The 25,511-nt window shown below is 62.4% G+C and carries 24 protein-coding genes; 8 read left to right on the top strand and 16 right to left on the bottom strand.

Translation table 11 applies throughout. The annotated features are described in order from the left end of the window. Positions 1-109: 109 nt before the first annotated feature. The 4 genes from AC5ZG5_RS39610 to AC5ZG5_RS39625 all read right to left on the bottom strand — a co-directional run bounded on the left by AC5ZG5_RS39610 (position 110) and on the right by AC5ZG5_RS39625 (position 4,478). Complete coding sequence (locus AC5ZG5_RS39610; RefSeq protein ID WP_456644762.1) at positions 110-1,753, bottom strand: GMC family oxidoreductase; 1,644 nt, start codon at positions 1,751-1,753, stop codon at positions 110-112. Between the two features lie 27 nt (positions 1,754-1,780). Continuing rightward, entirely contained in the window at positions 1,781-2,374 is a 594-nt protein-coding gene (locus AC5ZG5_RS39615) for a GNAT family N-acetyltransferase (RefSeq protein WP_130228161.1), read from the bottom strand. 106 nt (positions 2,375-2,480) lie between these two features. Further along, on the bottom strand, positions 2,481-3,407 hold the full coding sequence (locus AC5ZG5_RS39620) for an SMP-30/gluconolactonase/LRE family protein (RefSeq protein WP_456644761.1): 927 nt from the start codon (positions 3,405-3,407) through the stop codon (positions 2,481-2,483). Positions 3,408-3,638: 231 nt separating this feature from the next. Beyond that, positions 3,639-4,478: a GyrI-like domain-containing protein gene (locus AC5ZG5_RS39625; protein ID WP_456644760.1), complete on the bottom strand. Its 840-nt coding sequence runs from the start codon at positions 4,476-4,478 to the stop codon at positions 3,639-3,641. Between the two features lie 244 nt (positions 4,479-4,722). On the opposite strand from AC5ZG5_RS39625, the gene AC5ZG5_RS39630 reads away from it, so the two are divergent. Then, positions 4,723-5,952, top strand: a complete 1,230-nt coding sequence (locus AC5ZG5_RS39630; protein ID WP_456644759.1) for an ABC transporter substrate-binding protein — start codon at positions 4,723-4,725, stop codon at positions 5,950-5,952. Between the two features lie 144 nt (positions 5,953-6,096). Further along, complete coding sequence (locus AC5ZG5_RS39635; protein WP_456644758.1) at positions 6,097-7,200, top strand: mandelate racemase/muconate lactonizing enzyme family protein; 1,104 nt, start codon at positions 6,097-6,099, stop codon at positions 7,198-7,200. A gap of 112 nt (positions 7,201-7,312) precedes the next feature. On the opposite strand, the gene AC5ZG5_RS39640 is transcribed toward AC5ZG5_RS39635, so the two are convergent. After that, positions 7,313-7,678, bottom strand: coding sequence for a hypothetical protein (locus AC5ZG5_RS39640; RefSeq protein WP_155255357.1), 366 nt, complete (start codon positions 7,676-7,678; stop codon positions 7,313-7,315). A gap of 174 nt (positions 7,679-7,852) precedes the next feature. Between AC5ZG5_RS39640 and AC5ZG5_RS39645 the strand changes: the two genes are divergently transcribed. Then, on the top strand, positions 7,853-8,077 hold the full coding sequence (locus AC5ZG5_RS39645) for a hypothetical protein (RefSeq protein WP_130228166.1): 225 nt from the start codon (positions 7,853-7,855) through the stop codon (positions 8,075-8,077). 336 nt (positions 8,078-8,413) lie between these two features. Here the strand turns inward: AC5ZG5_RS39645 and AC5ZG5_RS39650 are convergent, their stop codons facing one another. Then, entirely contained in the window at positions 8,414-8,848 is a 435-nt protein-coding gene (locus AC5ZG5_RS39650) for a cupin domain-containing protein (RefSeq protein ID WP_456644757.1), read from the bottom strand. Between the two features lie 327 nt (positions 8,849-9,175). Then, complete coding sequence (locus AC5ZG5_RS39655) at positions 9,176-9,829, bottom strand: glutathione S-transferase (RefSeq protein WP_130228168.1); 654 nt, start codon at positions 9,827-9,829, stop codon at positions 9,176-9,178. Between the two features lie 201 nt (positions 9,830-10,030). Between AC5ZG5_RS39655 and AC5ZG5_RS39660 the strand changes: the two genes are divergently transcribed. Together AC5ZG5_RS39660 and AC5ZG5_RS39665 are read left to right on the top strand one after the other, a co-directional pair. Beyond that, positions 10,031-11,251, top strand: coding sequence for a polyhydroxyalkanoate depolymerase (locus AC5ZG5_RS39660; RefSeq protein ID WP_456644811.1), 1,221 nt, complete (start codon positions 10,031-10,033; stop codon positions 11,249-11,251). A gap of 193 nt (positions 11,252-11,444) precedes the next feature. Beyond that, complete coding sequence (locus tag AC5ZG5_RS39665; protein ID WP_456644756.1) at positions 11,445-12,239, top strand: substrate-binding domain-containing protein; 795 nt, start codon at positions 11,445-11,447, stop codon at positions 12,237-12,239. Here AC5ZG5_RS39665 and AC5ZG5_RS39670 read toward each other — a convergent pair. From AC5ZG5_RS39670 to AC5ZG5_RS39695, 6 genes are all read right to left on the bottom strand, one after another. After that, positions 12,236-13,975 (bottom strand): bifunctional protein-serine/threonine kinase/phosphatase, encoded by a 1,740-nt coding sequence (locus AC5ZG5_RS39670; RefSeq protein ID WP_456644810.1) that lies wholly within the window; start codon positions 13,973-13,975, stop codon positions 12,236-12,238. The two genes, AC5ZG5_RS39665 and AC5ZG5_RS39670, sit on opposite strands and share 4 nt — an antisense overlap. 59 nt (positions 13,976-14,034) lie before the next feature. After that, positions 14,035-14,859 carry a formate/nitrite transporter family protein gene (locus AC5ZG5_RS39675; protein ID WP_130228170.1) on the bottom strand — a complete coding sequence of 275 codons (825 nt, stop codon included), beginning with the start codon at positions 14,857-14,859 and terminating at the stop codon, positions 14,035-14,037. Positions 14,860-15,304: 445 nt separating this feature from the next. Continuing rightward, the gene (locus tag AC5ZG5_RS39680) at positions 15,305-16,099 is read right to left on the bottom strand and encodes a transporter substrate-binding domain-containing protein (RefSeq protein WP_456644755.1); all 795 of its coding nucleotides are present in this window, start codon (positions 16,097-16,099) and stop codon (positions 15,305-15,307) included. Positions 16,100-16,204: 105 nt separating this feature from the next. Next, positions 16,205-16,630 (bottom strand): DUF4399 domain-containing protein, encoded by a 426-nt coding sequence (locus tag AC5ZG5_RS39685; RefSeq protein ID WP_130228171.1) that lies wholly within the window; start codon positions 16,628-16,630, stop codon positions 16,205-16,207. A gap of 25 nt (positions 16,631-16,655) precedes the next feature. Next, positions 16,656-18,218, bottom strand: coding sequence for an SUMF1/EgtB/PvdO family nonheme iron enzyme (locus AC5ZG5_RS39690; RefSeq protein WP_456644754.1), 1,563 nt, complete (start codon positions 18,216-18,218; stop codon positions 16,656-16,658). A 199-nt stretch (positions 18,219-18,417) separates the two neighbouring features. Next, positions 18,418-19,596: an MFS transporter gene (locus AC5ZG5_RS39695; protein ID WP_456644753.1), complete on the bottom strand. Its 1,179-nt coding sequence runs from the start codon at positions 19,594-19,596 to the stop codon at positions 18,418-18,420. 122 nt (positions 19,597-19,718) lie between these two features. Here AC5ZG5_RS39695 and AC5ZG5_RS39700 point away from each other — a divergent pair, with 122 nt between their 5' ends. After that, positions 19,719-20,519, top strand: coding sequence for an AraC family transcriptional regulator (locus tag AC5ZG5_RS39700; protein WP_456644752.1), 801 nt, complete (start codon positions 19,719-19,721; stop codon positions 20,517-20,519). A gap of 106 nt (positions 20,520-20,625) precedes the next feature. Beyond that, the gene (locus tag AC5ZG5_RS39705) at positions 20,626-21,978 is read left to right on the top strand and encodes a malonyl-CoA decarboxylase (protein ID WP_028166088.1); all 1,353 of its coding nucleotides are present in this window, start codon (positions 20,626-20,628) and stop codon (positions 21,976-21,978) included. 1,007 nt (positions 21,979-22,985) lie between these two features. On the opposite strand, the gene AC5ZG5_RS39710 is transcribed toward AC5ZG5_RS39705, so the two are convergent. The 3 genes from AC5ZG5_RS39710 to AC5ZG5_RS39720 form a co-directional block, all read right to left on the bottom strand. Beyond that, the gene (locus AC5ZG5_RS39710; RefSeq protein ID WP_130231382.1) at positions 22,986-24,155 is read right to left on the bottom strand and encodes a mandelate racemase/muconate lactonizing enzyme family protein; all 1,170 of its coding nucleotides are present in this window, start codon (positions 24,153-24,155) and stop codon (positions 22,986-22,988) included. A 134-nt stretch (positions 24,156-24,289) separates the two neighbouring features. Then, a complete protein-coding gene (locus AC5ZG5_RS39715) occupies positions 24,290-24,559 on the bottom strand; it encodes a DUF3297 family protein (RefSeq protein ID WP_028166086.1) in 270 nt (89 codons plus the stop codon). Then, entirely contained in the window at positions 24,556-25,032 is a 477-nt protein-coding gene (locus AC5ZG5_RS39720; RefSeq protein WP_456644751.1) for a glutathione peroxidase, read from the bottom strand. Before AC5ZG5_RS39720 ends, AC5ZG5_RS39715 begins: the two co-directional genes overlap by 4 nt. 232 nt (positions 25,033-25,264) lie before the next feature. Here AC5ZG5_RS39720 and AC5ZG5_RS39725 point away from each other — a divergent pair. Next, a partial coding sequence (locus AC5ZG5_RS39725; RefSeq protein ID WP_496165514.1) for a transposase family protein occupies positions 25,265-25,511 on the top strand: 247 nt, incomplete at its 3' end.

The raw sequence follows: 25,511 nt of genomic DNA on the forward strand, positions 1-25,511 counted from the left end.
CTGATCTCGGTTCGCTCTCACCGTCATTGCGAGCGAAGCGAAGCAATCCATCTGTCCGCACGCCCGGAGAGATGGATTGCTTCGTCGCTGCCGCTCCTCGCAATGACGGCTAAACCATCTCCGCAAACCTAACGGCCTCTGGGGCCTGCTTGCCGCGGATCATGTCGGAGGCCTTGTCGGCAATCATCATCGTCGAGGCGTTGAGATTGGCGGAGATCATGCGCGGCATGATGGAGGCGTCGACCACGCGCAGGCCCTGCAGTCCGTGGACGCGGAGCTGGTCGTCGACCACGGCCCATCTGGCATCCGCCGGACCCATCCGGCAAGTGCAGCCGGGATGGAAGGTCGTCGTGCCGCGCTCGGTCGCAGCCGCGAGGAATTCGTCGTCGGTCTGCACGTTCGGTCCGGGGAAATCCTCGTAGTCGTAGTAAGGCGCAAGCGGCGCCGACTTCAACAGGCGGCGCGCCAGCTTCATGCCGGCGACCACGACGCGGCGATCAAGCTCTTCGACGAGATAGTTGGTCTGGATGATCGGCGGCGCGAACGGATCAGACGAGCGGATGCGGACAAAGCCGCGGCTCTCCGGCCGCTGCTGCCACGAGGCGACCGTCATGCCGGGCTGATCCTCGAGCTGGCCCTGCACACCTTCCTTGTAGCTCGCCGGCGTGAAGGTGAGCTGGAGGTCCGAACTCTCCGTAGTCTCGCCCGAATGCCAGAAGCAATAGACCATGGTCGGCGACAGCGACAGCAGGCCGCGCCGTGTCGTCGCCCATTTCAACGCCTCGACCCACAGGCTGAGGCCCCGCCGAAGCTCGTTGATGGTCCGGATGTTCTTCACGCGCGCGACGGAACGCGGCGCGTAATGGTCCTGCAATCCCTCGCCGACACCGGGCAATGCGTGGCGCACCTCGATGCCGTGCGACTGCAACAGCTCCGGCGAGCCGACGCCGGACAATTGCAGGACCTGCGGCGAGTTGTAGGCGCCGCCGGAGAGGATCACTTCCTTGCTGGCTCGCACCTCGACCGGCTCGCCGCCCCGCCCTCCCCGCAAGTAACGCACGCCGACCGCGCGCTTGCCCTCGAAGATGATGTTGGTGACATGCGCATGCGTGCGCACGTTGACGTTCGGCCGCTTCCGCGCCGGATGCAGGAACGCTTTCGCCGCGCTCATGCGCAGGCCGTTCTGGATGGTGCGCTGACAGTAGGACACGCCTTCCTGGATCGCGCCGTTGTAGTCAGGATTGCGCGGAATGCCGAGGCTGACCGCCCCCTCCATGAAGGCCTCGCATAGCGGGTCCTGCCAGTCCATGGTGGTGACCGTGAGGCTGCCGTCGCGGCCGCGATAGGTCTCGTCGCACTCGCCGACACGACGTTCCATCCGCTTGAAATAGGGCAACACGTCCGGATAGCCCCAGCCGCGGTTGCCGAGCTGCGCCCAGGTGTCGAAGTCCTGGCGCTGGCCGCGGTTGTAGATATGGCCGTTGATCGAGGACGAGCCGCCGAGCGTCTTGCCGCGCGGCGCATAGATGCTGCGGCCGCCGGTCCAAGGGCCCGGCTCCTGCTGGTAGGCCCAGTTGACGCTCTTCATGTGGAACGTCTTGATGAAGCCGGCCGGCAGATGGATATAGGGGTGCCAATCCTTCGGGCCTGCTTCGAGCACGCACACCGTAGTGCCGGCATCCTCGCTCAAGCGGTTGGTAAGAACGCTACCGGCGGAGCCCGCGCCGATGATCACATAATCGAACGTTTCCATCGTCTCGTTTCTGGCGCGGCAGAGCGGCTACCGCGGCTTTTCGTTGAGTTGATAGGTGAGGTGCGCCTTCACCGTCGGCCATTCACTGGCGATAATGCTGTAGACCACGGTGTCGCGCAACGTGCCGTTTGGTGCAATCTGGTGGCTGCGCAGGACGCCGTCCAGCTTGGCGCCGAGCCGCTCGATGCCGCGGCGGCTCTGGTGGTTGAAGAAATGCGTGCGGAACTCTACCGCAATGCAATCGAGCGCCTCAAAAGCATGCGTCAGTAACAGCAATTTGCACTGCGTATTGACCGCGCTGCGCTGCACACGCTTCGCGTACCAGGTCGAACCGATCTCGACGCGCCGGTTGAGCGCATCGACATTCATGTAGGTGGTCATGCCCGAGATGGTGCCGGAGGCATCGAACACCGTGAACGGCAGCATCGATCCGGCCGCCTGCAGGCCAAGCCTGCGGTCGATCTCTTTGCGCATGTCTTCAGGCCGAGGGATGAAAGTGTACCAGAGCTTCCAGAGCTCGCCGTCCTTCACGGCCTCAACGAGACCATCGGCGTGATCCGGCGACAGTGGCTCCAGCCGCGCATGCGCGCCGCGAAGGGTGATAGGTTCAAGCCAGGGCATCCGGTATCCTTTCCGTCATTGCGAGGAGCGACAGCGACGAAGCAATCCATCTGTCCGTACGCGGCGCCATGGATTGCTTCGCTTCGCTCGCAATGACGCCTTAGCACTATTTATTCAAAAAATTCAGCGGCAGGCCAGGCCGCGCCCAATCCATCGCGATCAGCTCGCCCTTGCCTGACAGCGTGATGTAGGCGGTCTTCAGCTCGGGTCCGCCGAAGGCAATGTTGGTGGTGACGCGGTCGCCGGTCGGCACCTGCTCGACCAGGGTACCATCAGGCGCGATCACGGAGATGCAGCCCGAGACCAGCGTCGCCACGCAGACATTGCCGCTGGCTTCCACCGCAAGCGAGTCGAACATCTGGTAGCCGCCGAGCCCCGCAATCGGCTTGCCGCGTTCGCCGCGATAGATCACGTCGCGCGGCTTGACGGTGCCCGGCTCGGAGAGATCGTAGGCCCACAGCCGTGCCGTGGGGGTCTCGGCGATGTAGACCGTGTTCTCGTCCGGCGACAGGCCGATGCCGTTGGCCGGCAGCAGACCATGCACGCCCTCGACGATCTCCTCCATGCCGGGCTTGATGTAATAGAACGCGCCGACATCCATCTCGCGCGCGCGGCGCTTGCCGAGATCGGAGAACCAGAGCCCGCCATGCCTATCGAAGACAAGATCGTTGGGTCCCCTCAAGGCATGCTCGCCGCATTTGTCGACGACGGTCTCGACCTTGCCCGACTGCAGATCGACGCGCTGGATCGAGCCGCCGATATAATCGTCCGGCTGCGGCCCCGGCATGATCATGTTGCGCGTCGGGATCCAGCTGAAGCCGCCATTGTTGCAGATGTACATCTTGCCGTCGGGACCCAGCGCCGCGCCGTTGGGGCCGCCGGGAATCTGCGCCACCACTTCCTTGCGTCCGTCCGGATAGACCCGCGTCAACCGCTTCCCGCGGATCTCGACCAGCACCACCGATCCGTCCGGCATCACCACCGGCCCTTCCGGAAATTCGAGATCGGTGGCGAGAACGCGGATATTGGCCATGAAATCCTCCCGGCTCTTGCGGCTGCAAGGGGATTTTTGGACCGCCCCACGCAACGTATTGTTGGCGTGAAGTTATGACAAAGACGCTTCTGCTTGCCAAGCAAGCGCGGAGCAGGGCAGCCTTGCGAGCTGCCGTAGGATGGGTAGAGCGAAAGCGAAACCCATCATCTTGCCCTATCGCATCTGGCGCATTGATGGGTTTCGCTTCGCTCTACCCATCCTACAAGTCCATCACTCCTTCACAGGTACCCAGATCTCGAGGCCGCCATTGCCGGTCATAGGATCGAAGTTCTCGTCATAGCGCTCGAAGTTCGGCGCATCGGCCGCCTTCATACCGGACTGCGGCAGCCAGTGATTCCAGATCGTGTTCACGGTTCGCCGGATCGTGGAGATGTGCTCGCTATGGGTGAAGACCGCATATCTCTGCTCGGGGATGCGCACCCGGCTGAACTCGCGCGGCAAGTCGGAGAAGTCGGCGACCTCGACGCCGGCGATATAATCGAAATTGCCGGCGTCATCGCCGTTGCAGCAGATGCCATAGGCGACGTTGCCAATGCGGCCGGGAATATTGCCGACCGTCTGGTGAAATCGCTGCCACTGGTTCGGAATGCCGGCGCCGTCGCAATTGGCGTGATTGTAGCGCTCGGCGACGCCGGCGACGAGGAACGCCTTTCCGGTTGCAATGCGTGGCGGGCTGAGATGATCGAGCGCGGTTGAATCCATCATGATCGGCTCCTGTAGCTTCAGCTTGCTGAGGCACGTCGTGGCGCGAACCGTTTCAGGCGTGACGCCGAAATGGTCGCGAAACGCGCGAGTGAACGCTTCGTGGGAGCCGTAGTCCGCATCCAGCGCAAGGCTGAGAATGTCCGGCGCGCCGCCCGCAAGCGCGCGAGCCGCCTCGCTGAGACGGCGGGCGCGCACGTAACGCATCACCGGAAACCCCGTCGCCGCCGCAAACGCGCGCACCAAATGGAAGCGCGAGACACCGGCGATGCCGGCGATCTCGTCGAGCGTCAGCGGCTGACCAAGATGGCTCTCGATGTACCAGAGCGCCTTCTGGGCTGGATTCATGGCTGTCGGGCCTTCCCTCGAAACGCGTCCATCATGCGTGATCGCGCCGTGCACCGTTTGACAGTCCTTGCTGTCCCGCAGCAATCAAAGCGTCGTTCCGTCCCACGGAAATTGCAACCGGCCCCGTCGCTGGCAAGGCATAGCCAATCGTGCATACTCGCTGACGCATCGATCCGACGGCTCACATCAAGCTGCCCATAATCAAGACTGCAAGAGCCGCGGCGAACTGTCAGGGAGGACAAAGATGCACTACCGGCTCTTGAACTATGCCCAATCCACGCTGCTTGCGACACTTCTGGCTGTCGCGCTCGCGGGAACCGCCAGCGCACAAAAGAAATACGACCCCGGTGCCACCGACACCGAGATCAAGATCGGCAACATCATGCCCTACTCCGGCCCGGCCTCCGCTTACGCCACAATCGGCAAGACCGAAGCGGCCTATTTCAAGAAGCTCAATGCGGAAGGCGGCATCAATGGCCGCAAGATCAACTTCGTCAGTTATGACGACGCCTATAGCCCGCCAAAGACGGTGGAGCAGGCACGCAAGCTCGTCGAGAACGACGAGGTGCTGCTGATCTTCAACCCGCTGGGCACGCCGGGCAACACCGCGATCCAGAAATACATGAACACGAAGAAAGTGCCGCAGCTCTTCGTCTCCACCGGCGCAGCCAAGTGGAACGACCCGAAGAATTTTCCGTGGACCATGGGCTGGCAGCCCAGCTACCAGGTCGAAGCGCGGATCTACGGCAAGTACATCCTGCAGAACTATCCGGGCAAGACGATCGGCGTGCTCTACCAGAACGACGATTTCGGAAAGGATTACGTGATCGGGTTGCGCGAGGGCCTCGGCGATCAGGCTGGCAAGCTGATCATCGTGGAGGCCTCCTATGAGACCAGTTCGCCCACGGTGGATTCCCAGGTGGTCCAGCTCAAGGGCGCCAATCCCGACATCTTCGTCAACATCGCGACGCCGAAATTCGCGGCGCAGGCGATCAAGAAGATCGCCGAGCTGGACTGGCACCCGGTGCAGTTCCTGACCAACGTGTCCGTTTCGATCGGCGGCGTCATGAAACCGGCCGGCTATGAGGCCAGCCAGGGCGTGCTGTCCACCAACTATCTGAAGGATCCCAAGGACGCCGAATGGAAGAACGATCCCGCGATGAATGAGTGGCGGGCGTTCATGGGCAAATGGTATCCTGAAGGCGATCTCGACGATGCCGCGACCGTGTTTGGCTATGGCGTCGCCAAGGGGCTCGAGCAGGTGCTGCGCCAATGCGGCGACAACCTCACCCGCGAGAATGTCATGAAGCAGGCGGCCAATCTCGATTTCCAGATCGGCATCTACCTGCCGGGCACCCGCATCAAGACCGGACCGAACGACTTCGCGCCAATCGAGCAACTCCAGATGACGCGCTTCAAGGGCGAGAGCTGGGAGCGGTTCGGCCCCGTCATGAGCGGCGAGAAGGGCTCTTAACGCTCAACCTAAGACACCATCGAACCCGTCATGCCCGGGCTTGTCCCGGGCATCCACGTTGGGCACTTAACGGCGAAGGGCGTGGATGGCCGGGACGAGCCCGGCCATGACGGAGCACTCGGCATCCACCTTTGGAGGCACCTTATGAAAATCACTGATATCCGCGCACACCACATCCGCATCCCCTATGACGCCGGCCCCGCGAGCTTCCGGCAGGGCGCGTCGGCGATCGCAGCGCTTGACATGGTGCTGGTCGAAGTCTCGACCGATAGCGGCCTCACGGGCTGGGGCGACGCCTTCGCCTATGTCTGTCCACAGACGACCCGCACCGCAATCGAGGAGATGATCGCGCCGCAGGCGCGTGGCCTCGACGTGCCTGATGCATCCGGCATTCCCGCCGTGATGGAGCAGATCCAGCGCAACCTGCATCTGTTCGGCCGCTACGGCATCACGATGTTCGCGATCTCGGGGTTCGACATCGCGCTGTGGGACCTTGCCGGCAAGATCAAGGGCGTGCCGCTGCATCGGCTGATCGGCGAGGCCACACGCGCGAGGATCCCGGCCTATGCGAGCCTGATGCGTATCGGCACGCCGGAACATATCGCCGGCGAATGCGAGGCCGCGCTCCGTCGCGGCTACGGCGCGATCAAGCTGCACGAGACCACGACGCCCGCGGTGTTCGCGGCACGCAACGCGATCGGCAGCAACGTCCCGCTGATGGTCGACATGAATTGCCCGCTGGACGGCCCGAGCGCGATTGCTTTCGCGCGAGACTGCCAGGCGGCAAGTCCGATGTTCCTCGAGGAGCCGGTCTGGCCGCCGGAGGATTTTGCCACGCTCGCCGACGTGCGCGCCAAGGGCGGCCTCGACATCGCGGCCGGAGAGAATGCCTGCACCGTGCACCAGTTCCGCCAGATGATGACGGCGGGCGCCGTCAGCCATGCGCAACCCTCGGTAACCAAGGTCGGCGGCATCACCGAGTTCCTGAGAGTTGCGACGCTCGCCGACGAACTCGGCATCAAGATCGTTCCACACTCGCCCTATTTCGGACCGGGCTTCCTGGCGACGCTGCACCTGATGTCGATACGCCACGACGGCTTCATCGAAGCCTTCTACATGAAACGGCCGGCCTGCCTCTGGCGCGGCCGCGCCGATGTCGATGCAAGCGGCAGCGTCGAGGTGCCGCAAGGGCCCGGTCTCGGCTATGAGCCCGACAGAGACGTGATGGAGCAGTACCGCGTGTCGTAGGGGGCTTCTCACCCCAGGCGTCATTGCGAGGAGCGCTAGCGACGAAGCAATCCATGTCTCCGCGAGCGGTGAGATGGATTGCTTCGCTGGCGCGCGCAATGACGGACACACATCACTTGCCGCCTTCTTTCGCCGCCGGCGCAGCGTCCTTTGCCGGCGGCACGTCGGCCTTCTTCTTCAAGTCCTCGTCCATCTTCTTCTGCGCGGCCAGCAGATCATCCACGCGCTTCTGCAAGGTCGCGGATGCACTCTTGAGGTATTCAATCTGGCGATTGGCCGCATCGAGCTTCTGCTGGTGATCGGTCACAAGCTTCGTGATCGTCTTCTGGAGGAAGTCGACATTGCTCTGCAGGCAGCTCGTGCGCCGCTCCCAGGTCTTCTCGACGGTACAGATCTCGATGCCTGGAACGTCCTGAGCATTAACTTTGTTAAATGCCAACGCGCTGGATACGAGCATCATGAGCGAGGCGATCATCATCTTAACGTTCATTAAGTCCTCCACGCGCTCACGGCAATGTGCGCAAAGCACGACGACATCGTCAGAGATACCACACTGTAACCGCATTCCGGCGCTGTCCTCCACTTATTGCGGGGTGCGGGGGGCTTTTGGGAACTCAAACGTTTCCACGCATCGGAAGTGGAGAATAATCAGATGGCAACGCGCGAAAAGCGACTGGCACAATTCGATGGCAACGGCGAACCTCCGCCGAACGAGATCGTCGAAGTGCTTTGCGAAGATCAGAGCGGCACATATCAGTTGCCGTTCGCCTGTCGCTTTACCGACGGTCATTGGCTCAATGACGAATCCGGCGGAACGGTCGAGGCGACCGTGATTGCCTGGCGCTTTCCTCGCGTCAAGCAAAGAGGTGTGGCTTAGGAGATCACAGAAGAGTCGCTATCGGCTTCCGCTTCGCGAGCGACGCGAAGCTCACGCTGAAGCAAAACCTGCGAGTGGGATGCAGCATCATCCCTCTCGCATTTGCTTGTATCAAAATGCGACGGGAAAATTCGCCGCCTTAAGGTTCGGAACACCCGTGGAACGAAGCGCGTCCGAATCAGTGATGGAGTGCCGTACGCTGTTGTTCACGGCTAGATGTCGGTGCCAGTCCGAGCAGGCGCACCACATGCAGGAGAACAACCAGCGGCCGCAGCCAACGGCCAATCACAAGAGTTAATTCCTCCGGAGACGACATGATCGGTGACTCCCAATCAGTTACTTCCAAGGCGTCACCGGCGGCACCTTGTCGGTGGCCGGCGGCATGTCGACGGTCTTGAAATCCGCCGGGCTCACGATCTCCAGATATTCCATGTCCGGTGAGTAGTCGAAGAGGTAGTGCACGATACCGGGCCGCTGGTGCACGACGTCTCCGGCCTGCACCAACGTCGGCTTGTCCTCGTACATGAAGCGCGCCCAGCCCTTCATCATGATCACGATCTGGAAATCGCAATCATGGCGATGCCAGCCGGTGCCATCCTCGGGCGGGCAATCGGGATTCGCCTTGACCAGATGGCAGATCACCTGGCCGCCGGTGGCATCGGCTATGCCGAGATCGCGGTAGAGGAAGAAGTCGCGCAGGCCGCCGCCCTTGAATTCGGTATCGCCTGGCTTGACATGAGAGAACTTGCTGACAACGGCATGCTGGTTCATTTGAAGCCTCCAACGTTCTCGATCGCGAGACCCGCGGCTACGCAAGGCGTCCAAATTTTCGGCAGCGTCGCATCGTCGCGTTCACAGCTTGGTTCGTGCCATGCGAAATCCGCGCCAGTTGCGCTGCGGCGCAGCGATTCCTGCAGATCGCTGTCGCCAAGCGGACGAAGCGCTTGGAACCAAGCCTGAATTTAAGTCGAGCGATTTTTCGCGGCGCAACCACCGCTCGCCTGCCGCTACTCGCGCGCGGCTGCCGTGGCACGAGCTTTAGGCAGTACTTGCACCGTGCTTGAGCCCGCTGAACGCGCAGCCGGCAGGCAGCACTGCCTAATATTCGACCTCCAGCTCCTCGACGTCGGCGGGCTCAGCCTTGGCTGCCTCGACCCACTCCCGCATCTCCGGCATCGACATGATGGTCGCGGCATAGGCTGCGAGCATCGGCTCGAGCTTGACGTCATAGGTGATGAAGCGGGTGACGACCGGCGCATACATCGCGTCCGCCATGGTGCGGCGCTCACCGAACAGGAACGGTCCGCCTGACTCCGCGAGGCAGTCGCGCCAGATGCTGCAGATCCGGTCGATATCGGCCTGCGCGCGCGACCAGATCTTGAAGCCCGGGAAATGGCCTTTCAGATTGACCGGCAGCGATGCCCGCAGCGTCGTGAAGCCGGAGTGGATTTCACCGCAGATCGAGCGGCAATGTGCCCGCTTTATGCGGTCTTCCGGCAACAGACCGGCATTCGGCATGACCTCGTTGAGATACTCGGCGATCGCCAGCGTGTCCCAGACGGTCGCGCCCTCGTGGCGCAGGCAGGGCACCAGGATCGACGACGAGAGCAGCAGGAGTTCCGCGCGGGCCGAGGCGTCGTCCGGAGCTGTGATCACCTCCTCGAATTCCAGCCTCGCGAATTTCGCCAGCAGCCAGCCACGCAGCGACCATGATGAATAGTTCTTGCTGCTGATGGTCAGTGTCGTTGCCATAGAGCCTTCCTTCACGCCTCAACCTCGACCGCAGGGACCCAAAGCCTCCAGCCTATCTTGCGGATATCGCCCCTGCTCATCGCCTGGGCGCCGAATATCCCAAGCAGCAAGCCACGTGCCAATTTCGAGGGCGGTTCGACTCCGCTTTGGCTTCGATATTGCATAGCAACGCGGGGCAAGGGGCGGTCGCGTATGATGTCAATGTCAATGATGTACCAAGCCTACCAGAATCACATGGACCTGACGGCACCATGGCGCACGGGGGCGGCGGCGGCACTTAGATATCTTAATCTGGTGCCGCAGGGGGCCTCGGACCGGCTGTTTGGCCGGCTTGCCGCCGCACTCGAACTGATCTCGCGCTCCACCCTGACCTACACCCGCCCCGACTATGGCATCGGCAGCGTGAGGGTGGGCAATCGCGAATTGGAGGTGCGGGAGGAAGTTGCCTACGCCACGCCGTTCGGATCGCTCCTGCACTTCAAGAAGATCGATGGACCCGAGCACCCGCGCCTGCTCTTGGTAGCGCCGATGTCCGGTCACTTCGCGACGCTATTGCGCAGCACGGTCATGACGCTGCTGCAGGATCACGACGTCTACATCACCGACTGGCACAATCCGCGCGACATTCCGCTCGACCAAGGTCGTTTCGGGCTCGAGGATTACACGGACCATCTCATCACCTTCCTCGACAAGCTCGGCCCGCGCGCGCACATGGTCGCGATCTGCCAGCCTTCAGTGTCGGCGCTGGCGGCGGCGGCGATCATGTCGGAGGACAATCACCCCGCGCGCCCTGCATCGCTGACCTTGATGGCCGGGCCGATCGACACGCGCATCCAGCCGACCAAGGTCAACGAATTTGCCAAGAGCAAGCCGATAAAGTGGTTCGAGGACAACCTCATCAACTATGTCCCGATCCAGTGCCGGGGCGCGTTCCGAAAGGTCTATCCGGGCTTTGTGCAGCTCACCGCCTTCGTCTCCATGAACCTCGAGCGCCATATCAAGCAGCACATGGACCTCGCCAATCATCTTGCCAAGGGCGAGAAGGACAAGGCAAACGTCATCAAGACTTTCTACGATGAATATTTCGCGGTGATGGATCTGCCGGCGGAATTCTACATCGAGACCGTGCGCGACGTGTTCCAGGAGCATCTGCTACCCCAGGGCAAGCTGATGCACCGGGGCCGGCCGGTGAATCCCGCTGCGATCAGGCGCATGGGCCTGATGACGGTCGAAGGCGAGCGCGACGACATCTGCTCGATCGGCCAGACGCTCGCCGCGCAGGACCTCTGCACCGGCGTGCGCGGCTATCGCAAGGTGCATCACATGCAGGCCGGCGTCGGCCATTACGGCGTGTTCAGCGGCAAGCGCTGGAACAACGAGATCTATCCGCTATTGCGCGACTTCGTGCACGTGAATTCGTGACAAGGCGAGCGCTTCTCTTTCCGTCGTTGCGAGGAGCATAGCGACAAAGCAATCCATGCTTCCGCAAGCGGCGACATGGATTGCTTCGCTCGGCTCGCAATGACGGGTGGAGGCCCTAGCCACTCGCCCCCGCACGCAATAGTCTGCCCAACGCGACGAGCACCTAGAAAATTGTCCCGGGAGAAAAACGACCATGCGGCCCTTCGCGACTTTTCGCGCGCTCGCACTTGCCCTCGCCGCCGCCCTCTTCCTCACCGCCTCCGCATCCGCCGCCGAAATCCACGTAATGATCTCGGGCGGGCTAACTGCCGCCTACAAAGCCTTGGTGCCGGAATTCGAGCGCAGGACCGGCCACAAGGTGTCGACCGCCTATGGACCGTCGATGGGAACCACCGTCAACGCAATTCCGGTGCGGCTCGAGCGCGGCGAGCCCGCCGATGTGCTCATCATGGTCGGCTACGCCCTCAATGACCTCGCCGCGCAAGGCAAGGTTATAGCCGACAGCCGCGTCGAACTCGTCAAATCGCCGATCGGAATCGCGGTGAAATCAGGCGCGCCAAAGCCGGACATCAGCTCGGCGGATGCCGTGAAGCGCGCGCTGCTCGCGGCAAAGTCGATCGCCTATTCCGACAGCGCCAGCGGCGTCTACGTATCGACCGACATGTTCCAGAAGCTCGGCATTGCCGAAGCGATGAAGGACAAAGCAAGAAAGATTCCGGCCACGCCCGTCGGCGAGATCGTGGCCAAGGGCGAAGCCGAGATCGGCTTGCAGCAGATCAGCGAGCTGAAGCCCGTTGCCGGCATCGATATCGTCGGGCCGCTGCCGGATGAGCTGCAGAAGATCACGGTGTTTTCCGCCGGGATCGCCAGCGCCTCCAAGGAGCCCGACGCAGGACGCGCGTTGATCCACTTCCTCGCATCGCCCGACGCCCGCGCTGAGCTGATCAAGAGCGGACTGGACCCGATCCCCTCCGGCACCACACACTAATGAAAGCGATGCGCCCCGTAGGCCAAGAGGAGAACCAGGGCGAGCGCCAGCACGAGCGTCGTACATTTCCAGAACAATAGTGGGTTGCGCTCAATCAGCGGGGTTGATGACGTCGTGAGATATTTTGCGTTGGGATTGCGGAGGTCGAACAAGAACTCCGACAGACTGTCATATCGCTTATATGGATTGGGATGCACGGCCCGCTCCATTGCTCGATCGACCCAGATCGGGATGTCCGGACGGATGTGCGTGGCCGGGCCGTAGATGAGCTTGTTGAAGTCCGATCGGGTCCTCGCGCGGGCGACCCGGGCGCCATAAGGCAGCCGTCCCGTCAGCATGTGATAGGTGATGACCCCGAGCGAGTACAGATCCGAGCGCGGCGTGCCAGGGTCGCCCAGGAAATATTCCGGGGCAGTGTATTGCTGGGTGCCGAGAATCTCGTTGCGGCCGTCCAAGGGCGCCGCCTCGACTACGCCGGTGATCCTGGTCGATCCGAAATCGATGATCTTCACCGTGCCGGTCTTTTCGATCATGATGTTGTCGGGCCTGATGTCTTGGTGCAGCATCTCCTTGCGGTGGAAGGCGCGGATGCCCTTGGCGATTTGCTCGACAATGCCGCGGACCGTCTCAAGCTGCGGGCTCGGATTGTCGATCATCCATTGCCGAAGCGTCTGCCCGTCGATGAATTCGGTCACGACGTAGAGACAATTGCGCTTGCGCGGTGGCGTCCAGGGCTTCAGCACATGCGGGCTGTCGATGCGCTTGGCGACCCATTCCTCCATCATGAACCGCCTCAGATAGGCGGGATCGTCGCGCAGATCGATCGACGGAATCTTGATTGTCACCGTGGTGCCGCTGTCGTTATCGACGGCGAGATAGATGTGGCTACGGCTGCTGCCATGCAGCTCGCGCACGATGGTGTAACCGTCGAACGCCATCCTGGCCTCCAGGAGCGGCGGCAACGGCAACTCGCTCGATTGGCCGAAGGCCTCGCTGGCGCTGCTCGCCGGCAGTTCATCGATACGCACGATCTGGGCGGTGAGATTGTCCTGACTACCGCGCTCATAGGCCTGCTCGACAATGGCCTTCGCCGCTTTGTCGAGGTCATCGGCGCCGTCGACGATCATCTTTGCCAACTGGCGCGGTGCGACATGCTCATAGATGCCGTCGGTCGCCAACAGGAACATGTCGCCCGGCTCGACCGTGAACGACTGGTAGTCGATCTCGACCTGTGGATTAACGCCCAAGGCACGGCCGAGATAGCTCTGCACCGAGGACAAGACCACGCGGTGGTCGGTGGTCAGTTGCTCAAGGCTGTTGCCGGCGAGACGATAGATCCGGCAGTCGCCGACGTGGAAGATATGCGCGGTGGTCGACTTGATCACCATGGCGCTCAGCGTGCAGACATAGCCCTTGTCCTTTTCGTAAGGGTTTTGGCTGCGCCGGGTCTGAGCATGCAGCCACGAATTGGTGGCTTCCAGCACGCGCTGCGCCGAGGTCTTCACCGACCAGGATTCCGAGGTGCAGTAATAGTCGGTCAGGAACCCCTTGACGGCCGACTCGCTTGCAATACGGCTGACGCTGCTCGAGCTGATCCCATCGGCGAGCACGATCGCGATGCCCTTCAGGCCGAGCAGCGGCTCGCTCGGAATCAGGATGCCATGGAAATCCTGATTGGTTTCCTTGCGGCCTTTATCGGAACATTGCCCGACCGATATTTTCAAATGGCGCGACATCGCGAGGTGAAGAGGCAATGGGTCTCTCCGCAAAGGAGAGACCCATATGCGCGATCAGATCAAGCCGCGAGGCGCTGGCGCTCGCGCTTCGGCGCTGTCTTCACATGGGTGGCGTAGAGCGTCAGCCCGGTGAAGGCGAGACCGCCGACGAGGTTGCCGAGCACGGTCGGAATCTCATTCCAGATCAGATAATCCATGATCGTGAACTTGCCGCCGAGCAGCAGCCCCGAAGGGAACAGGAACATGTTCACGACCGAATGCTCGAAGGTCATGAAGAAGAACAGCATGATCGGCATCCACATCGCGATCACTTTGCCGCTGACGGTGGTCGAGATCATTGCGCCGACGACGCCGGCAGAGACCATCCAGTTGCAGAGCATGCCGCGGACGAACAGCGTCAGCATGCCCGCCGCGCCGTGCGCGGCATAACCGACCGTGCGGCTTTCGCCGATGGTGCCGATGATCTGACCGACCTTGTCGGGCGGCGAAGAGAAGCCGAAGGTCGAGACGATCGCCATCATCACAGCCACGGTGAAGGCGCCGGCAAAATTCCCGATGAACACCAAGCCCCAGTTGCGCAGCACGCCGCCGAGCGTCACGCCCGGCCGCCTGTCGATCCAGGCCAGCGGCGACAGCACGAACACGCCGGTCAGAAGATCGAAGCCGAACAGATAGAGCATGCAGAAACCGACCGGAAACAGCGCCGCGCCGACGATCGGCACACCGGTCGATACGTTGACGCTCACCGCAAAGGCCGCGGCGAGCGCCAGGATCGCGCCTGCCATATAAGCACGGATCACCGTGTCGCGCGTCGACATGAAGATCTTCGACTCACCCGCGTCCACCATCTTGGTGACAAATTCCGAAGGCACGAGATAGGCCATTCCAGTTCCCCTTGTTCGCAAAACCAACAACACCACGGCTCGGCCGCAGCGCGGATATGAAGGACGAGTGGCCGTCCTGGACGCGCGCCGGATCTACGGCGCGACAGGAATGAGATAATTCCTGCTGCGACGCTGCGGTTGGCGGAGCCCGGTTGGAACAGGGATATGGGGTGGCGTCTTTAACGACTGCTCGGCGCGTCCGAATAAGGTCGCTTTGATCCCTGCACCTTCAGCCAACGCTGGCCTAGGCAATCCGAAGGACGGCAGTCGTCATTGACTGGTACATCGAAAAGCAATCGATGTGCCAACAGTGGTGCTCGCCGATCGGTGGAGAATGGCCGGGAATTGCAGGGGCTTTAGGCAGTTGTCGCTGCGCCGCCTGGTGAAGCCATGCCGCTGATTTGGGCACGCTGCCTATACGGCACGCACACTGAGGACTGGGCGCCTATTTGGCCTGCGCCCGGATCGGCGCGTCCTTCAGCCCGTTATTGTCATAGGCTTTGCGGAGCGTGCCGTTGGCAGTCGCTTCCGTCATGAACTTGGTCGCAAAAGTCGCCGACAGCGGATGATTCAGCGGGACCGCGACCGCAGTCACCGTCTGCTTGAAGGTTTCGTCCAGCACCCGGGTGCCCGGAATCTTCTTCGCCATCGCATTGAGCTGGTCGCGCGAGAGTGCGAACGCGTCGACCTCGCCGCTCTTCAGGAGATTGAAGATCTCGTCATAGGTCTGATAGCCCGTCACCTTGGCGTTCTTCAGGTGCGCGATCGCACCCCGCATGGTGGTGTTGTTGACGGCGGCGACCTTGACGCCCGGCTGGTCGAGGCTGGCGAAATTCGTCACCGCCGAGCCCGGCCTGACGATGTAGGTGGCGTCCGCGACCTCATAAATCGGGCCGAACATCATCTTGGTTTCGCGCTCTGGATCCTTGGGCAGGAAGGTGACGTCCCAGGTGCCCTTCGATGCCGCATCGGTGATCTGTCCAGAATTCTGGTGCACGACATATTCAACGGGTACGCCGAGCTGCGTGGCCATTGCCTTGCCGAGATCGACCGGCACGCCGGCATAGCCGGTTTCGGCCTTGGTGCACCAGAACGCACCGCCCGCCGGACTGATCGCAATCGCGACGCGGAGCTTGCCGGTCGGCGCGATCTCGTCCTTCAGCGCGTCGGCACTGGCGGGTACGGCCATCATGGCAACCGCGACAACAAGGCCTGTGATAAGGGGCAATTGACTGGCCATCGGCTTCCTCCACGCCGAGGCTGTTGCCCGGCTGTTGCAGCAACAAACCGCATGATGGGGAAACAGGCAACCGCCAGTTTTCGGAAGCCGGCCGACACTACAAATTCATCTGACGCGGATCGTGATCTTCTCCGACACGACCGGCGGCTTGAACGGATAGTGCTTGGCGTCGCCGAGCACGAGCTGCAAGGTATGTTTACCGGGGGGCAACTCGATACGCGCCTCGGTCTGGCCGGCACCGAAATGCAGGTGGGACTTGTCCGATGGGATCGGTTCGTTGGGATTGAGCGGCTCGTTGACGTCGATCAGCAGATGGTGATGACCGGCGTTCGCATAGTCGTCGCCGGCATGGGTCACGCCCATGTTGCGGAGGCCGAAGCGGGCCCAGAATGCGCCCTTGATGGTCGCGCCATTCTGCGGCCAGACAAAATACAGGACCGCATCCTTCGGTGCAGGTTTATCCTGCGCGTGCGCAACGTTCGTAAGCGACGACAGGACCGCAGAAATCAGAAGTGTACGCGCAACTCTCATTGCCCCCCTCCCCGATCCAAATACTTTAAGGCGACAGCGCGACCCGGAAGCCATGGGTCGGATATCGAACGTTGGTGTCGTAGTTATCCCGATTGGCCGGTCGCACATAACGCGTGTCATTCTTCCAGGAGCCGGAGCGGAGCACATGGGATGTGCAGTCTCCGCCAAGCCAGGGAGAACCATCGGCCGGGGCACCCTGATAATTCTTGTGCCAGCAATCCTCGACCCACTGGTCGACCCCGCCGCCCATGTCATGCAGGCCGAACGGATTGGACTTGAAGTTGCCGACCTTGGTCGGCTGCTCGGCGGCGGCGCTGTCGCCGCAATCCTTGCAACTGGCCATGCCCGGCTGCATCTGCTCGCCCCACCAATATCTGGTCTGCGTTCCGCCGCGGGCGGCAAACTCCCATTCGGCTTCGCTCGGAAGCCGATAGGCCTTCTTCGTGACGTCCGCGAGCCAGGTGACGTATTGCTTGGCATCGCTCCAGCTCACATTCGTGACCGGCGCCTCGTCCTTTCCGGTCGCCGTGAAGCCGCACACCTTGGCGGCGGCGCACGCGTTCCATTCGCGGACCGTGACCGGATATTTGGCGATGGCGAATGGCTTGACCGTCACCCTTCGGATCGGCCGCTCCGACGCGTCGTCATTGCTGCCCATCGAGAAGCTGCCGCCCTGAAGCGCGACCATCTCGGGCTCCCGCACGGACGGCGTGGGCGGCGTCGGGGGCGCGACCGCCGTCACCGCCGGGCTCGCGGAGGGCTGCGGCGGCTGCGGTTGCGCCGTGGGACTGGTAGCGGGAGCTGCCGCCTGTTTCGTGGCGGGCGCCGGCTCGGCCGCCTTCGGCGATGCCGCGGGCGACGGTGATGCCGCTGGCGCCGGGGTTCGCACCGCCAGCTTTTCGCTCCGCGGTATCAGCAAGGACCAGAGGATGCCGCCGGCGATGATCGCGAGCGTGATGCTGAGCAGGAAGATCAGGACGTTCTCGCGCCGCCGGCGCGTCCGCTGGAAGGCCGCGGCATCCGGCAGCACGCGATAGACCCGCACCGGGTCGGTGATGTTCTTGACCTTGCGGTCGCCGAGCGACTCGTAACCGCACACCAGCTTGTGCTTGATCTGCTCGTAGATGCCGCCGGAAATGAAGACCTGCCCCGGCTCGGCGATCCCTTCAAGGCGCGAGGCAACGTTGACGCCGTCGCCATAGATGTCGTCGGGCTCGATGATGACGTCGCCGAGATTGACGCCGATCCGGTACTCGATCCAGTAGTCCCTCGGTACCGCCGCGTTGCGGCCGACCAGGTTCTGCTGGATCACGATGCTGCACCTGACGGCTTCGACCGGACTGTCGAACATCGCAATGAAGCCGTCGCCGGTCGTCTTCACCAGCTTGCCGTGATGCTCGACGATGGTCGGCTCGATCAGGTCGCGCTCGATCCGCTTGACGCGGTTGTGCGTGCCCTCCTCATCGAGCTGCATCAGACGGCTGTAGCCGGCGATGTCGCCTGCGACGATCGCGGCAAGGCGCCGCGGCGTCGGATCACCCGGCGGCCGCTCGTGCCTGCCCGACTTGAAGTCGCGAATCTCACCCATGGATCGGTTGGGCTCCAAAAACCGCAAATACAGCGTTGAGGCGCAATTAGCCTCAGCCCCCGAAACCTAAAGGTCTACCCATAAAGAGCCTATCACACTCCTTACCCCGAACAAGTTTGCCAGATATTGTGCGACGCATGAAGTGATGCAGTTCACATAACGATCAACCTTGCGTGTCCGCGACGAAATATCCCCGGCCTCAGTTCGCCTGCGGCGCCGGCGTCCTGATCTCATTGGGCAGGATAATAGCCGCTGCGATCGCCAATAGACAGAGCGCGGCGAACGCGCGCAACATGGTGACGAACCCGCCCTGCTCATAAAGCCAGGCGACCAGTCCGACCGAGGCGCCGGCCGCGGTAAAGCCGACGAAATAGCGCACCGCATAGGCGCGCGACCGCCATTCCTCGCTGGTGTATTTGCCGACCATGGCATCGTTGACCGTGACCTGGCCGAACGCGCCCATCACGATGCCGATCGACACCAGGATCAGCGGCAGGTCCGACAGCGTCGCTGCCAGATAGAGGAACGGCGCCAGCATGAAGGACAGCGGCAGCGCCACCGTCTTGAGCGAATGGTGGTCGAGCAATTTGCCGATCGTGTACTGCGTCATCGCGCCGAACACATAGACGCAGGCTGCGATCACGCCGAGCAGCGCCGGGCTCCTGGTCAGGTCGGCGAGCCGTTCGGCGAACAGTTTCGGCAGCGCCACCGTCACCGCGTTGAAGGTGGTGGAGATCGCGATCACCACGATCAGGAGCGACAGGATCACGCGCCACATGTCCTTCTTCGCGACGCGCGCCTGGGCTGCGGCCTGCCTGCTGCCCTTGCGATCCTCATGCACCACGGTCAGCGCGAAGGCGATGCCAAGCAGCACGGTGACGATGCCGGGAATGATGAAGGCAAAGCGCCAACCGAGATACTGGCCGATCACGCCGGTGACCAGCGCCGAGGAGGCGACGCCGAGATTACCCCAGACCCCGTTCAGCCCCATCTCGCGGCCGAGCTTGTCGGCATAGGACACGATCATGGCAGTGCCGACCGGATGGTAGATCGAGGCGAACACGCCGATCGCCAGCAGCGCCGCACCAAGCTGCAGCGGGGTCTGCACGAAGCCGACCGAAATCATGGACAGCCCGATGCCGATGAAGAAGATCACCATCATATGGCGGCGGCTCCAGCGGTCGCCGAGCCAGCCTGTCAGCAGCGAGCCGGCGCCGAAGGCGATGAAGCCCGGGGTGGCGTATGGCAGCAATTCCGAATAGGCCATGCCGAGCGCCGGACCCATCACGATGACGGCGGCGGCGAAGATCAGCATCGAATAATGGTCAATGAAATGGGCGGCGTTGACGTAGGTGATCACCCGGCTGGGGCTGTTCATGCGTTGATCCTGTTTCGATCCCTTTAGAAGTCCTTTTGAGATGTCCCCTTAGATGTCCCTTTGGGGAATCCTCTTGCTTCCGGAACTAGGTTATAGGGAGTTGTCCTGACGGGATGTCGCCAATGACTGTCGCCGAAACGCCAATTGCCGCGATCTTGCGGGGCCAACGCGCCACCGGCGACGGCGTGCATCTGGTCGCGCGTCACTACCGGCGCGGCGTGCGGCTCGACACCCACATCCACCGCGAGTCGCAACTGGTCTACGCCGCCGAAGGCACGATGCAGGTGACGACGCCGAAGGGTCGCTGGCTGGTGCCGCCGGATCGCGCGGTGTGGGTGCCGGCCTTGATGGAGCATTCGATCGACGTGCTCGCCGACATCCAGATGCGGACGCTGTATTTCGAATTGCCGTGGCTGAAGCGCAACGCGCGCGGCAACAGCCTCGGTGCCGAATTCGTGGTGCGGATATCGCCGCTCTTGCATCAGACCATCCTGGCGCTGTTCGACAGACGGGACGATCACGAGCGGACTGCGCTTCTGCTGCAACTGGTCATGCTGGAACTGGACCAGGCCGAGGATTCCGCGACCTTCATTCCGCTGCCGCAGGAACCGCGCTGCCGGCGCGCCGCCAGCATCGTCCTCGCCAATCCAACCGCCCAATATGAAATCGAGACGCTGGCACGCGAGGTCGGCACGTCGGCGCGAACCTTGTCGCGCCTGTTCTCGTCGGAGACGCAGCTCAGTTTCAAGAGCTGGTGCCAGCGCGCCCGCATCGCGGCCGCGATTGAACGACTGTCGACAGAATCTAATGTGTCGATCAAGCAGATCGCCTCAGACCTCGGCTACGCCAGCGTTCCGGCGTTCTCCCATGCGTTCCGCCAGGTGACCGGCAAGACGCCGACGGAGTTTGCGGGCAAGGAATGAACGCGAGACTTCATTGGCAAGTCATGACAAAATGGTGTTCTTGAGTATAGTCGGCAGGAACCTAAATCCTATGTAAGGTTCGGTGTAATCGGATTCGATCCCTCCCATGGCCAATGCCTTTTTCTCCGACCTGCTGGCAACGATTTCCGAGCGCGGCCGTACGCTGCTCCGGCGAGGCAATTCGTTGGAAACGAAGCAGGACGCCTCCGAGCTTCTTGAATTGTGCGAGGCGCTGCTCTCGGGCCGCGGCGAAGCCTCCGGCACTGCGATGGCGCGCGAGGTGCTCGACCGCTATCACCATCTCGACGCCGCGGGGCGGCTGGCGTTCTTTCAGACGCTGTCCAGGGATTTCGGCCCTGACCGCGCCAAGCTGATGCAGGCGATCGAGGCCTGGCGCAAGGGTTCCGACGACGGTGAAGCCAGCGATTTGCATTTCGCCTCCGAGCCGCGCCGGCAGGAACTGATCCGCCGGCTCAACCGCGCTCCGGGCGGCACCAGCGAACTGGTGTCGATGCGCGCCGATCTGCTCAACTTGATGAAGGGCAACAAGGACCTGGAGTCGCTCGACCGCGACGTCACCCATCTGCTCTCTTCTTGGTTCAACAGGGGATTTCTCGTGCTGCGCAGGATAGACTGGTCGACACCGGCCAATATTCTGGAGAAGATCATTCGCTACGAGGCGGTGCATGAGATCCGCGACTGGAACGACTTGCGCCGCCGCATCGATCCCATCGATCGCCGTTGCTACGCGTTCTTCCATCCGGCGCTGAACGACGAGCCGCTGATCTTCGTCGAGGTCGCGCTGACCGAGACGATCCCCGGCGCGATCGCACCTCTGCTCGCCGAGCAGCGCGAGCCGGTGCCGATCGAGCGCGCCCGCACCGCCGTGTTCTATTCGATCTCGAACACCCAGCGCGGGCTCGGCGGCATCTCCTTCGGCAGTTTCCTGATCAAGCAGGTGGTCGAGGAATTGCGCCGCGAATTGCCGAAGCTCGACACCTTCGTGACGCTGTCGCCGGTGCCGGGCTTCATGCAATGGCTGAGGCAGGCGAGCGACGCGCCGCTCTCCGACGAGGATCGGCTGCTGCTCGAAGGGCTCGGCAAGCCCGACTGGTTCGACATTGCCGAACTGGCCGCGCAGCTCCGGACCGTGCTGGAGCCGCTCGCCGCCTATTATTTCCTGAAAGCGCGAACGCCGAAGGGACGCCTGATCGATTCGGTGGCGCGCTTCCACCTCGGCAACGGCGCGCGGCTGGAGCGCATCAATTGGCTCGGCGACCTCTCGCCGAAAGGCTTGCGCGAATCCGCCGGCATCATGGTCAATTATCTCTATCGCCTCGACGATATCGAGAAGAACCACGAAGCCTACGCCAACAACGGCGAGGTGATCGCTTCCAGCGCCGTGAAGAAGCTGCTCAAGGGCGAAGGCCGCCGGCTGCTCGAGATGCGGCTGTCGTGACGGGCGAAGCATTAGCGCCGTAGGATGGGTAGAGCGCAGCGAAACCCATCGCGATCGAGCAAGCCGCGCGAATGATGGGTTTCGCTTCGCTCTACCCATCCTACGATTCTCTCACGCCTCGCACCGTTGTCGTCCCCGCCTAGGGCGCAATTGCGCCCGGGAGCGGGGACCCATAACCACAGGGAGGTGTTGTGGCGCGAGCAAGCGGTGGTAGCGGAGCACATCACATCTCCCTGTGGTTATGGGTCCCGGGTCCCGGCTACGCCCAAGGGCTTCGCCGCGGCGCGCAAGCCCGGGACGACGTGGGGAGAGTCCTGATTCAAATTTCAAACAGCGATGAGGACATGCGCTCGCATTCTCGCGGCGCATTGCGCCCGAGCTTTGCGTCTCGTTCCACCCTCTCATTGAACAGAGGGCGCAGGGAAAGCCGGGGGCTGGTTGCACCCGTGGGTCCCGTGCAACAAAAAGCACGGGGGTAGGGCCACAGGTTCAACCGAAGCATTCCGGCTTTCCCTGCGCGATGGTGTTACGGCTTACTTCGTGCTCTTCCCGGTGACCGGGCTTTCTTGCCACCGTCGTCCGCGGCAGCTCTTGCTGCTCGCGAGCTTAGCGCCAGCGTCGGGGCGCCAGAACCACACGACTTCGCCGTCCACGGATAGCTGCGCTCGTCGTTCACAGCACCCGCGTCCACCGCATCTCACCGCAACGTTCGTGACGATCGCGAGCCGCCCCTCATTCGGGTGAGACGCGCGGAGTTAAATCACTGATTTGCCCGACGACGGAAGCGGAATGTTTTTTGCGCGAGGGCTGGACAGACTTTAGGTGATTTGCCCGTCGGGTTGATTTGTCGCACTCAAGTCGCGACAACTACCCTTGTCATTCCGGGGCGATGCGAAGCATCGAGCCCGGAATCCATTTCACTGCTTGCGCATGCGGCCCAATGGATTCCGGGTTCGTCCTTCGGACGCCCCGGAATGACGGCGGAGATTCAATGGCGCGAGCGTGGCTTACTCCGCCAGCGCCTTCATCTCCTTGTAGAGATCGCTCTTGCCCTCGAATCCGATGCCGGGAAGATCAGGCATGGTGATGTGGCCATTCTCGACGCGCACGCCGTCGGGGAAGCCGCCATAGGGCTGGAACAGATCGGGGTAGCTCTCATTGCCGCCGAGGCCGAGGCCGGCGGCGATGTTCAGCGACATCTGGTGGCCGCCATGCGGGATGCAGCGGCTTGGCGACCAGCCGTGGGTCTTCAGCACTTGCAGCGTGCGCTGATATTCGCAGAGGCCGTAGGACAGCGCGCAGTCGAACTGCAGCCAGTCACGGTCCGGCCGCATGCCGCCATAGCGGACGAGATTGCGCGCATCCTGATGGCTGAACAGGTTCTCGCCGGTCGCCATCGGCGCCGGATAGAATTCCGCGAGCGCGGCCTGCAGCGCGAAGTCGAGGGGATCGCCGGCTTCCTCGTACCAGAACAGCGGGTAGTCCCGCAGCATTTTTGCATACGCGATCGCGGTCTCCAGATCGAAACGGCCGTTGGCATCGACCGCGAGCTGCGCGTCCTTGCCGATCTCCTTCAGCACGGCCTCGATCCGCTCGCTGTCTTCGGTTAAAGGCGCGCCGCCGATCTTCATCTTCACGACATTGTAGCCGCGGTCGAGATAGCCACGCATCTCCGCACGCAGCGCGGAGAGATCCTTGCCGGGATAATAGTAGCCGCCGGCGGCATAGACGAAGACGCGCGGATTGGCCTTGAGGCCATGCCGCTCGGCGAGCAGGCGGAACAGCGGCTCGTTCGCTATCTTCGCAACCGCGTCCCACACCGCCATGTCGATGGTGCCGACCGCCACCGAGCGCTCGCCGTGGCCGCCGGGCTTCTCGTTCGACATCATGGTCGACCAGACCTTGTCCGGATCGAGATTGTCGCCGCTCGCATCAAGCAGCGTCTTCGGATCGGCCTCGAGCAGCCGCGGCGCAAAGCGCTCGCGGATCAGGCCGCCCTGCCCGTAGCGGCCGTTCGAGTTGAAGCCATAACCAACCACGCGCTTGCCGTCGCGCACGACGTCGGTGACGACGGCAACCAGGCTCGTCGTCATCTTGCTGAAATCGATATAGGCGTTGCGGATCGGCGAGGCGATCGGCTTTGTCACTTCGCGAACGTCGATGATGCGGACGGACATGTGTGTTTGGCCTTTGGGTTTCTCGTCATGCCCGGGCTTGTCCCGGGCATCCACGTTTTTGCTCGCGGCGGAAAAGACGTGGATGGCCGGGACAAGCCCGGCCATGACGGAGTGAACTACTTGCGCTTCAGATGTTACGACTTCGGCTTATCGCGGAAATACGGCTCGACCGGGCCGTGGACCTTGATGGTCAGCGGATTTCCATAGCGGTCCTTGGCGTTGCCGGCGGTGACGCGCACCCAGCCTTCGCTGACGCAATACTCCTCGACATTGGTCTTTTCGACGCCCTTGAAGCGGATGCCGACGTCGCGCGCCAGGATATCCGCGTTGTAGTATGGGCTGTTCGGATCGACCGACAGGCGGTCCGGCAGCTCGTCGTGGGTGGTTTCGTTGTTCTCGCTCATAGCAGGGCCTCGATTGCAGTCTTCAGTCCTTCGGGCCGCGCGGTGGGCGCATGGCGCGCCACCACCCCGCCCGATCGGTCGACCAGGAATTTGGTGAAATTCCATTTGATCGACGGGCCGAGCAGGCCCGATTTCTCGTTCTTCAAGTAGTTGTACAACGGATGCGCATTCGCGCCATTCACCTCGATCTTGGCAAACATCGGGAACGTCACCGCGTAGTTGGTTTCGCAGAACTCCGCGATCTGTCTTTCATCGCCCGGTTCCTGCGCGCCGAACTGGTTACAGGGAAAGCCGAGCACGGAAAAGCCGCGCGGCGAGAGCCCCAGATAGAGCTCCTGCAGGCCCTTGTATTGCGGCGTGAAGCCGCACGCGCTGGCGGTGTTGACGATGAGCAGCACCTGCCCCTCGAACCGCTTCAGGGGCACTTCATCTCCGACCAGCGAGCGGGCCGTGAAATCGTAGACGCTTGGCATTGGCTTTACCTCGCCCCGCTTGCGGGCAGAGGTCGAAATTCAAGCAGCGCTTGAATTTCGGGTGAGGGGGAGCCTCCACGAGTACAACTGTCACCGTGATCGCGGAGAAAGCCCCTCACCCCGACCCTCTCCCCGTAAGAACCAGGGGAATCGCATATGGATTTGCGGCCTCTATTGCGTTGTTTTGCAGGATGGATTCTGAGAGCGGCTCCCACAAGGCGGAGGGAGTCGTATGGGGAAGTTCAAGAAGGCTTTTCGGCGGTTGTCGGACCCACGTGCAGCGAATGCACGACACGACCTTCTGGAGGTACTGGTTATCGCCTTGGCGGCGGTCCTGTGCGGAGCAGAGACCTGCTCGGACATGGCGGAGTTCGGACAGGCCAAGGCAGACCTGCTTCGGCTGTTTCTGCGCCTGGAACATGGGATTCCCAGCCACGACACTTTCAGTCGCGTGTTCCGTTTGCTCGAGCCGGAAGCCT

The organism is Bradyrhizobium sp. Ses1 (assembly GCF_059512365.1).

Bases quoted from the DNA above. Each gene is read 5' to 3' on its own strand.
- AC5ZG5_RS39610 (WP_456644762.1), bottom strand. From the start codon at position 1,753: ATGGAAACGTTCGATTATGTGATCATCGGCGCGGGCTCCGCCGGTAGC.
- AC5ZG5_RS39615 (WP_130228161.1), bottom strand. From the start codon at position 2,374: ATGCCCTGGCTTGAACCTATCACCCTTCGCGGCGCGCATGCGCGGCTG.
- AC5ZG5_RS39620 (WP_456644761.1), bottom strand. From the start codon at position 3,407: ATGGCCAATATCCGCGTTCTCGCCACCGATCTCGAATTTCCGGAAGGG.
- AC5ZG5_RS39625 (WP_456644760.1), bottom strand. From the start codon at position 4,478: ATGAATCCAGCCCAGAAGGCGCTCTGGTACATCGAGAGCCATCTTGGT.
- AC5ZG5_RS39630 (WP_456644759.1), top strand. From the start codon at position 4,723: ATGCACTACCGGCTCTTGAACTATGCCCAATCCACGCTGCTTGCGACA.
- AC5ZG5_RS39635 (WP_456644758.1), top strand. From the start codon at position 6,097: ATGAAAATCACTGATATCCGCGCACACCACATCCGCATCCCCTATGAC.
- AC5ZG5_RS39640 (WP_155255357.1), bottom strand. From the start codon at position 7,678: ATGATGATCGCCTCGCTCATGATGCTCGTATCCAGCGCGTTGGCATTT.
- AC5ZG5_RS39645 (WP_130228166.1), top strand. From the start codon at position 7,853: ATGGCAACGCGCGAAAAGCGACTGGCACAATTCGATGGCAACGGCGAA.
- AC5ZG5_RS39650 (WP_456644757.1), bottom strand. From the start codon at position 8,848: ATGAACCAGCATGCCGTTGTCAGCAAGTTCTCTCATGTCAAGCCAGGC.
- AC5ZG5_RS39655 (WP_130228168.1), bottom strand. From the start codon at position 9,829: ATGGCAACGACACTGACCATCAGCAGCAAGAACTATTCATCATGGTCG.
- AC5ZG5_RS39660 (WP_456644811.1), top strand. From the start codon at position 10,031: ATGTCAATGATGTACCAAGCCTACCAGAATCACATGGACCTGACGGCA.
- AC5ZG5_RS39665 (WP_456644756.1), top strand. From the start codon at position 11,445: ATGCGGCCCTTCGCGACTTTTCGCGCGCTCGCACTTGCCCTCGCCGCC.
- AC5ZG5_RS39670 (WP_456644810.1), bottom strand. From the start codon at position 13,975: ATGTCGCGCCATTTGAAAATATCGGTCGGGCAATGTTCCGATAAAGGC.
- AC5ZG5_RS39675 (WP_130228170.1), bottom strand. From the start codon at position 14,859: ATGGCCTATCTCGTGCCTTCGGAATTTGTCACCAAGATGGTGGACGCG.
- AC5ZG5_RS39680 (WP_456644755.1), bottom strand. From the start codon at position 16,099: ATGGCCAGTCAATTGCCCCTTATCACAGGCCTTGTTGTCGCGGTTGCC.
- AC5ZG5_RS39685 (WP_130228171.1), bottom strand. From the start codon at position 16,630: ATGAGAGTTGCGCGTACACTTCTGATTTCTGCGGTCCTGTCGTCGCTT.
- AC5ZG5_RS39690 (WP_456644754.1), bottom strand. From the start codon at position 18,218: ATGGGTGAGATTCGCGACTTCAAGTCGGGCAGGCACGAGCGGCCGCCG.
- AC5ZG5_RS39695 (WP_456644753.1), bottom strand. From the start codon at position 19,596: ATGAACAGCCCCAGCCGGGTGATCACCTACGTCAACGCCGCCCATTTC.
- AC5ZG5_RS39700 (WP_456644752.1), top strand. From the start codon at position 19,719: ATGACTGTCGCCGAAACGCCAATTGCCGCGATCTTGCGGGGCCAACGC.
- AC5ZG5_RS39705 (WP_028166088.1), top strand. From the start codon at position 20,626: ATGGCCAATGCCTTTTTCTCCGACCTGCTGGCAACGATTTCCGAGCGC.
- AC5ZG5_RS39710 (WP_130231382.1), bottom strand. From the start codon at position 24,155: ATGTCCGTCCGCATCATCGACGTTCGCGAAGTGACAAAGCCGATCGCC.
- AC5ZG5_RS39715 (WP_028166086.1), bottom strand. From the start codon at position 24,559: ATGAGCGAGAACAACGAAACCACCCACGACGAGCTGCCGGACCGCCTG.
- AC5ZG5_RS39720 (WP_456644751.1), bottom strand. From the start codon at position 25,032: ATGCCAAGCGTCTACGATTTCACGGCCCGCTCGCTGGTCGGAGATGAA.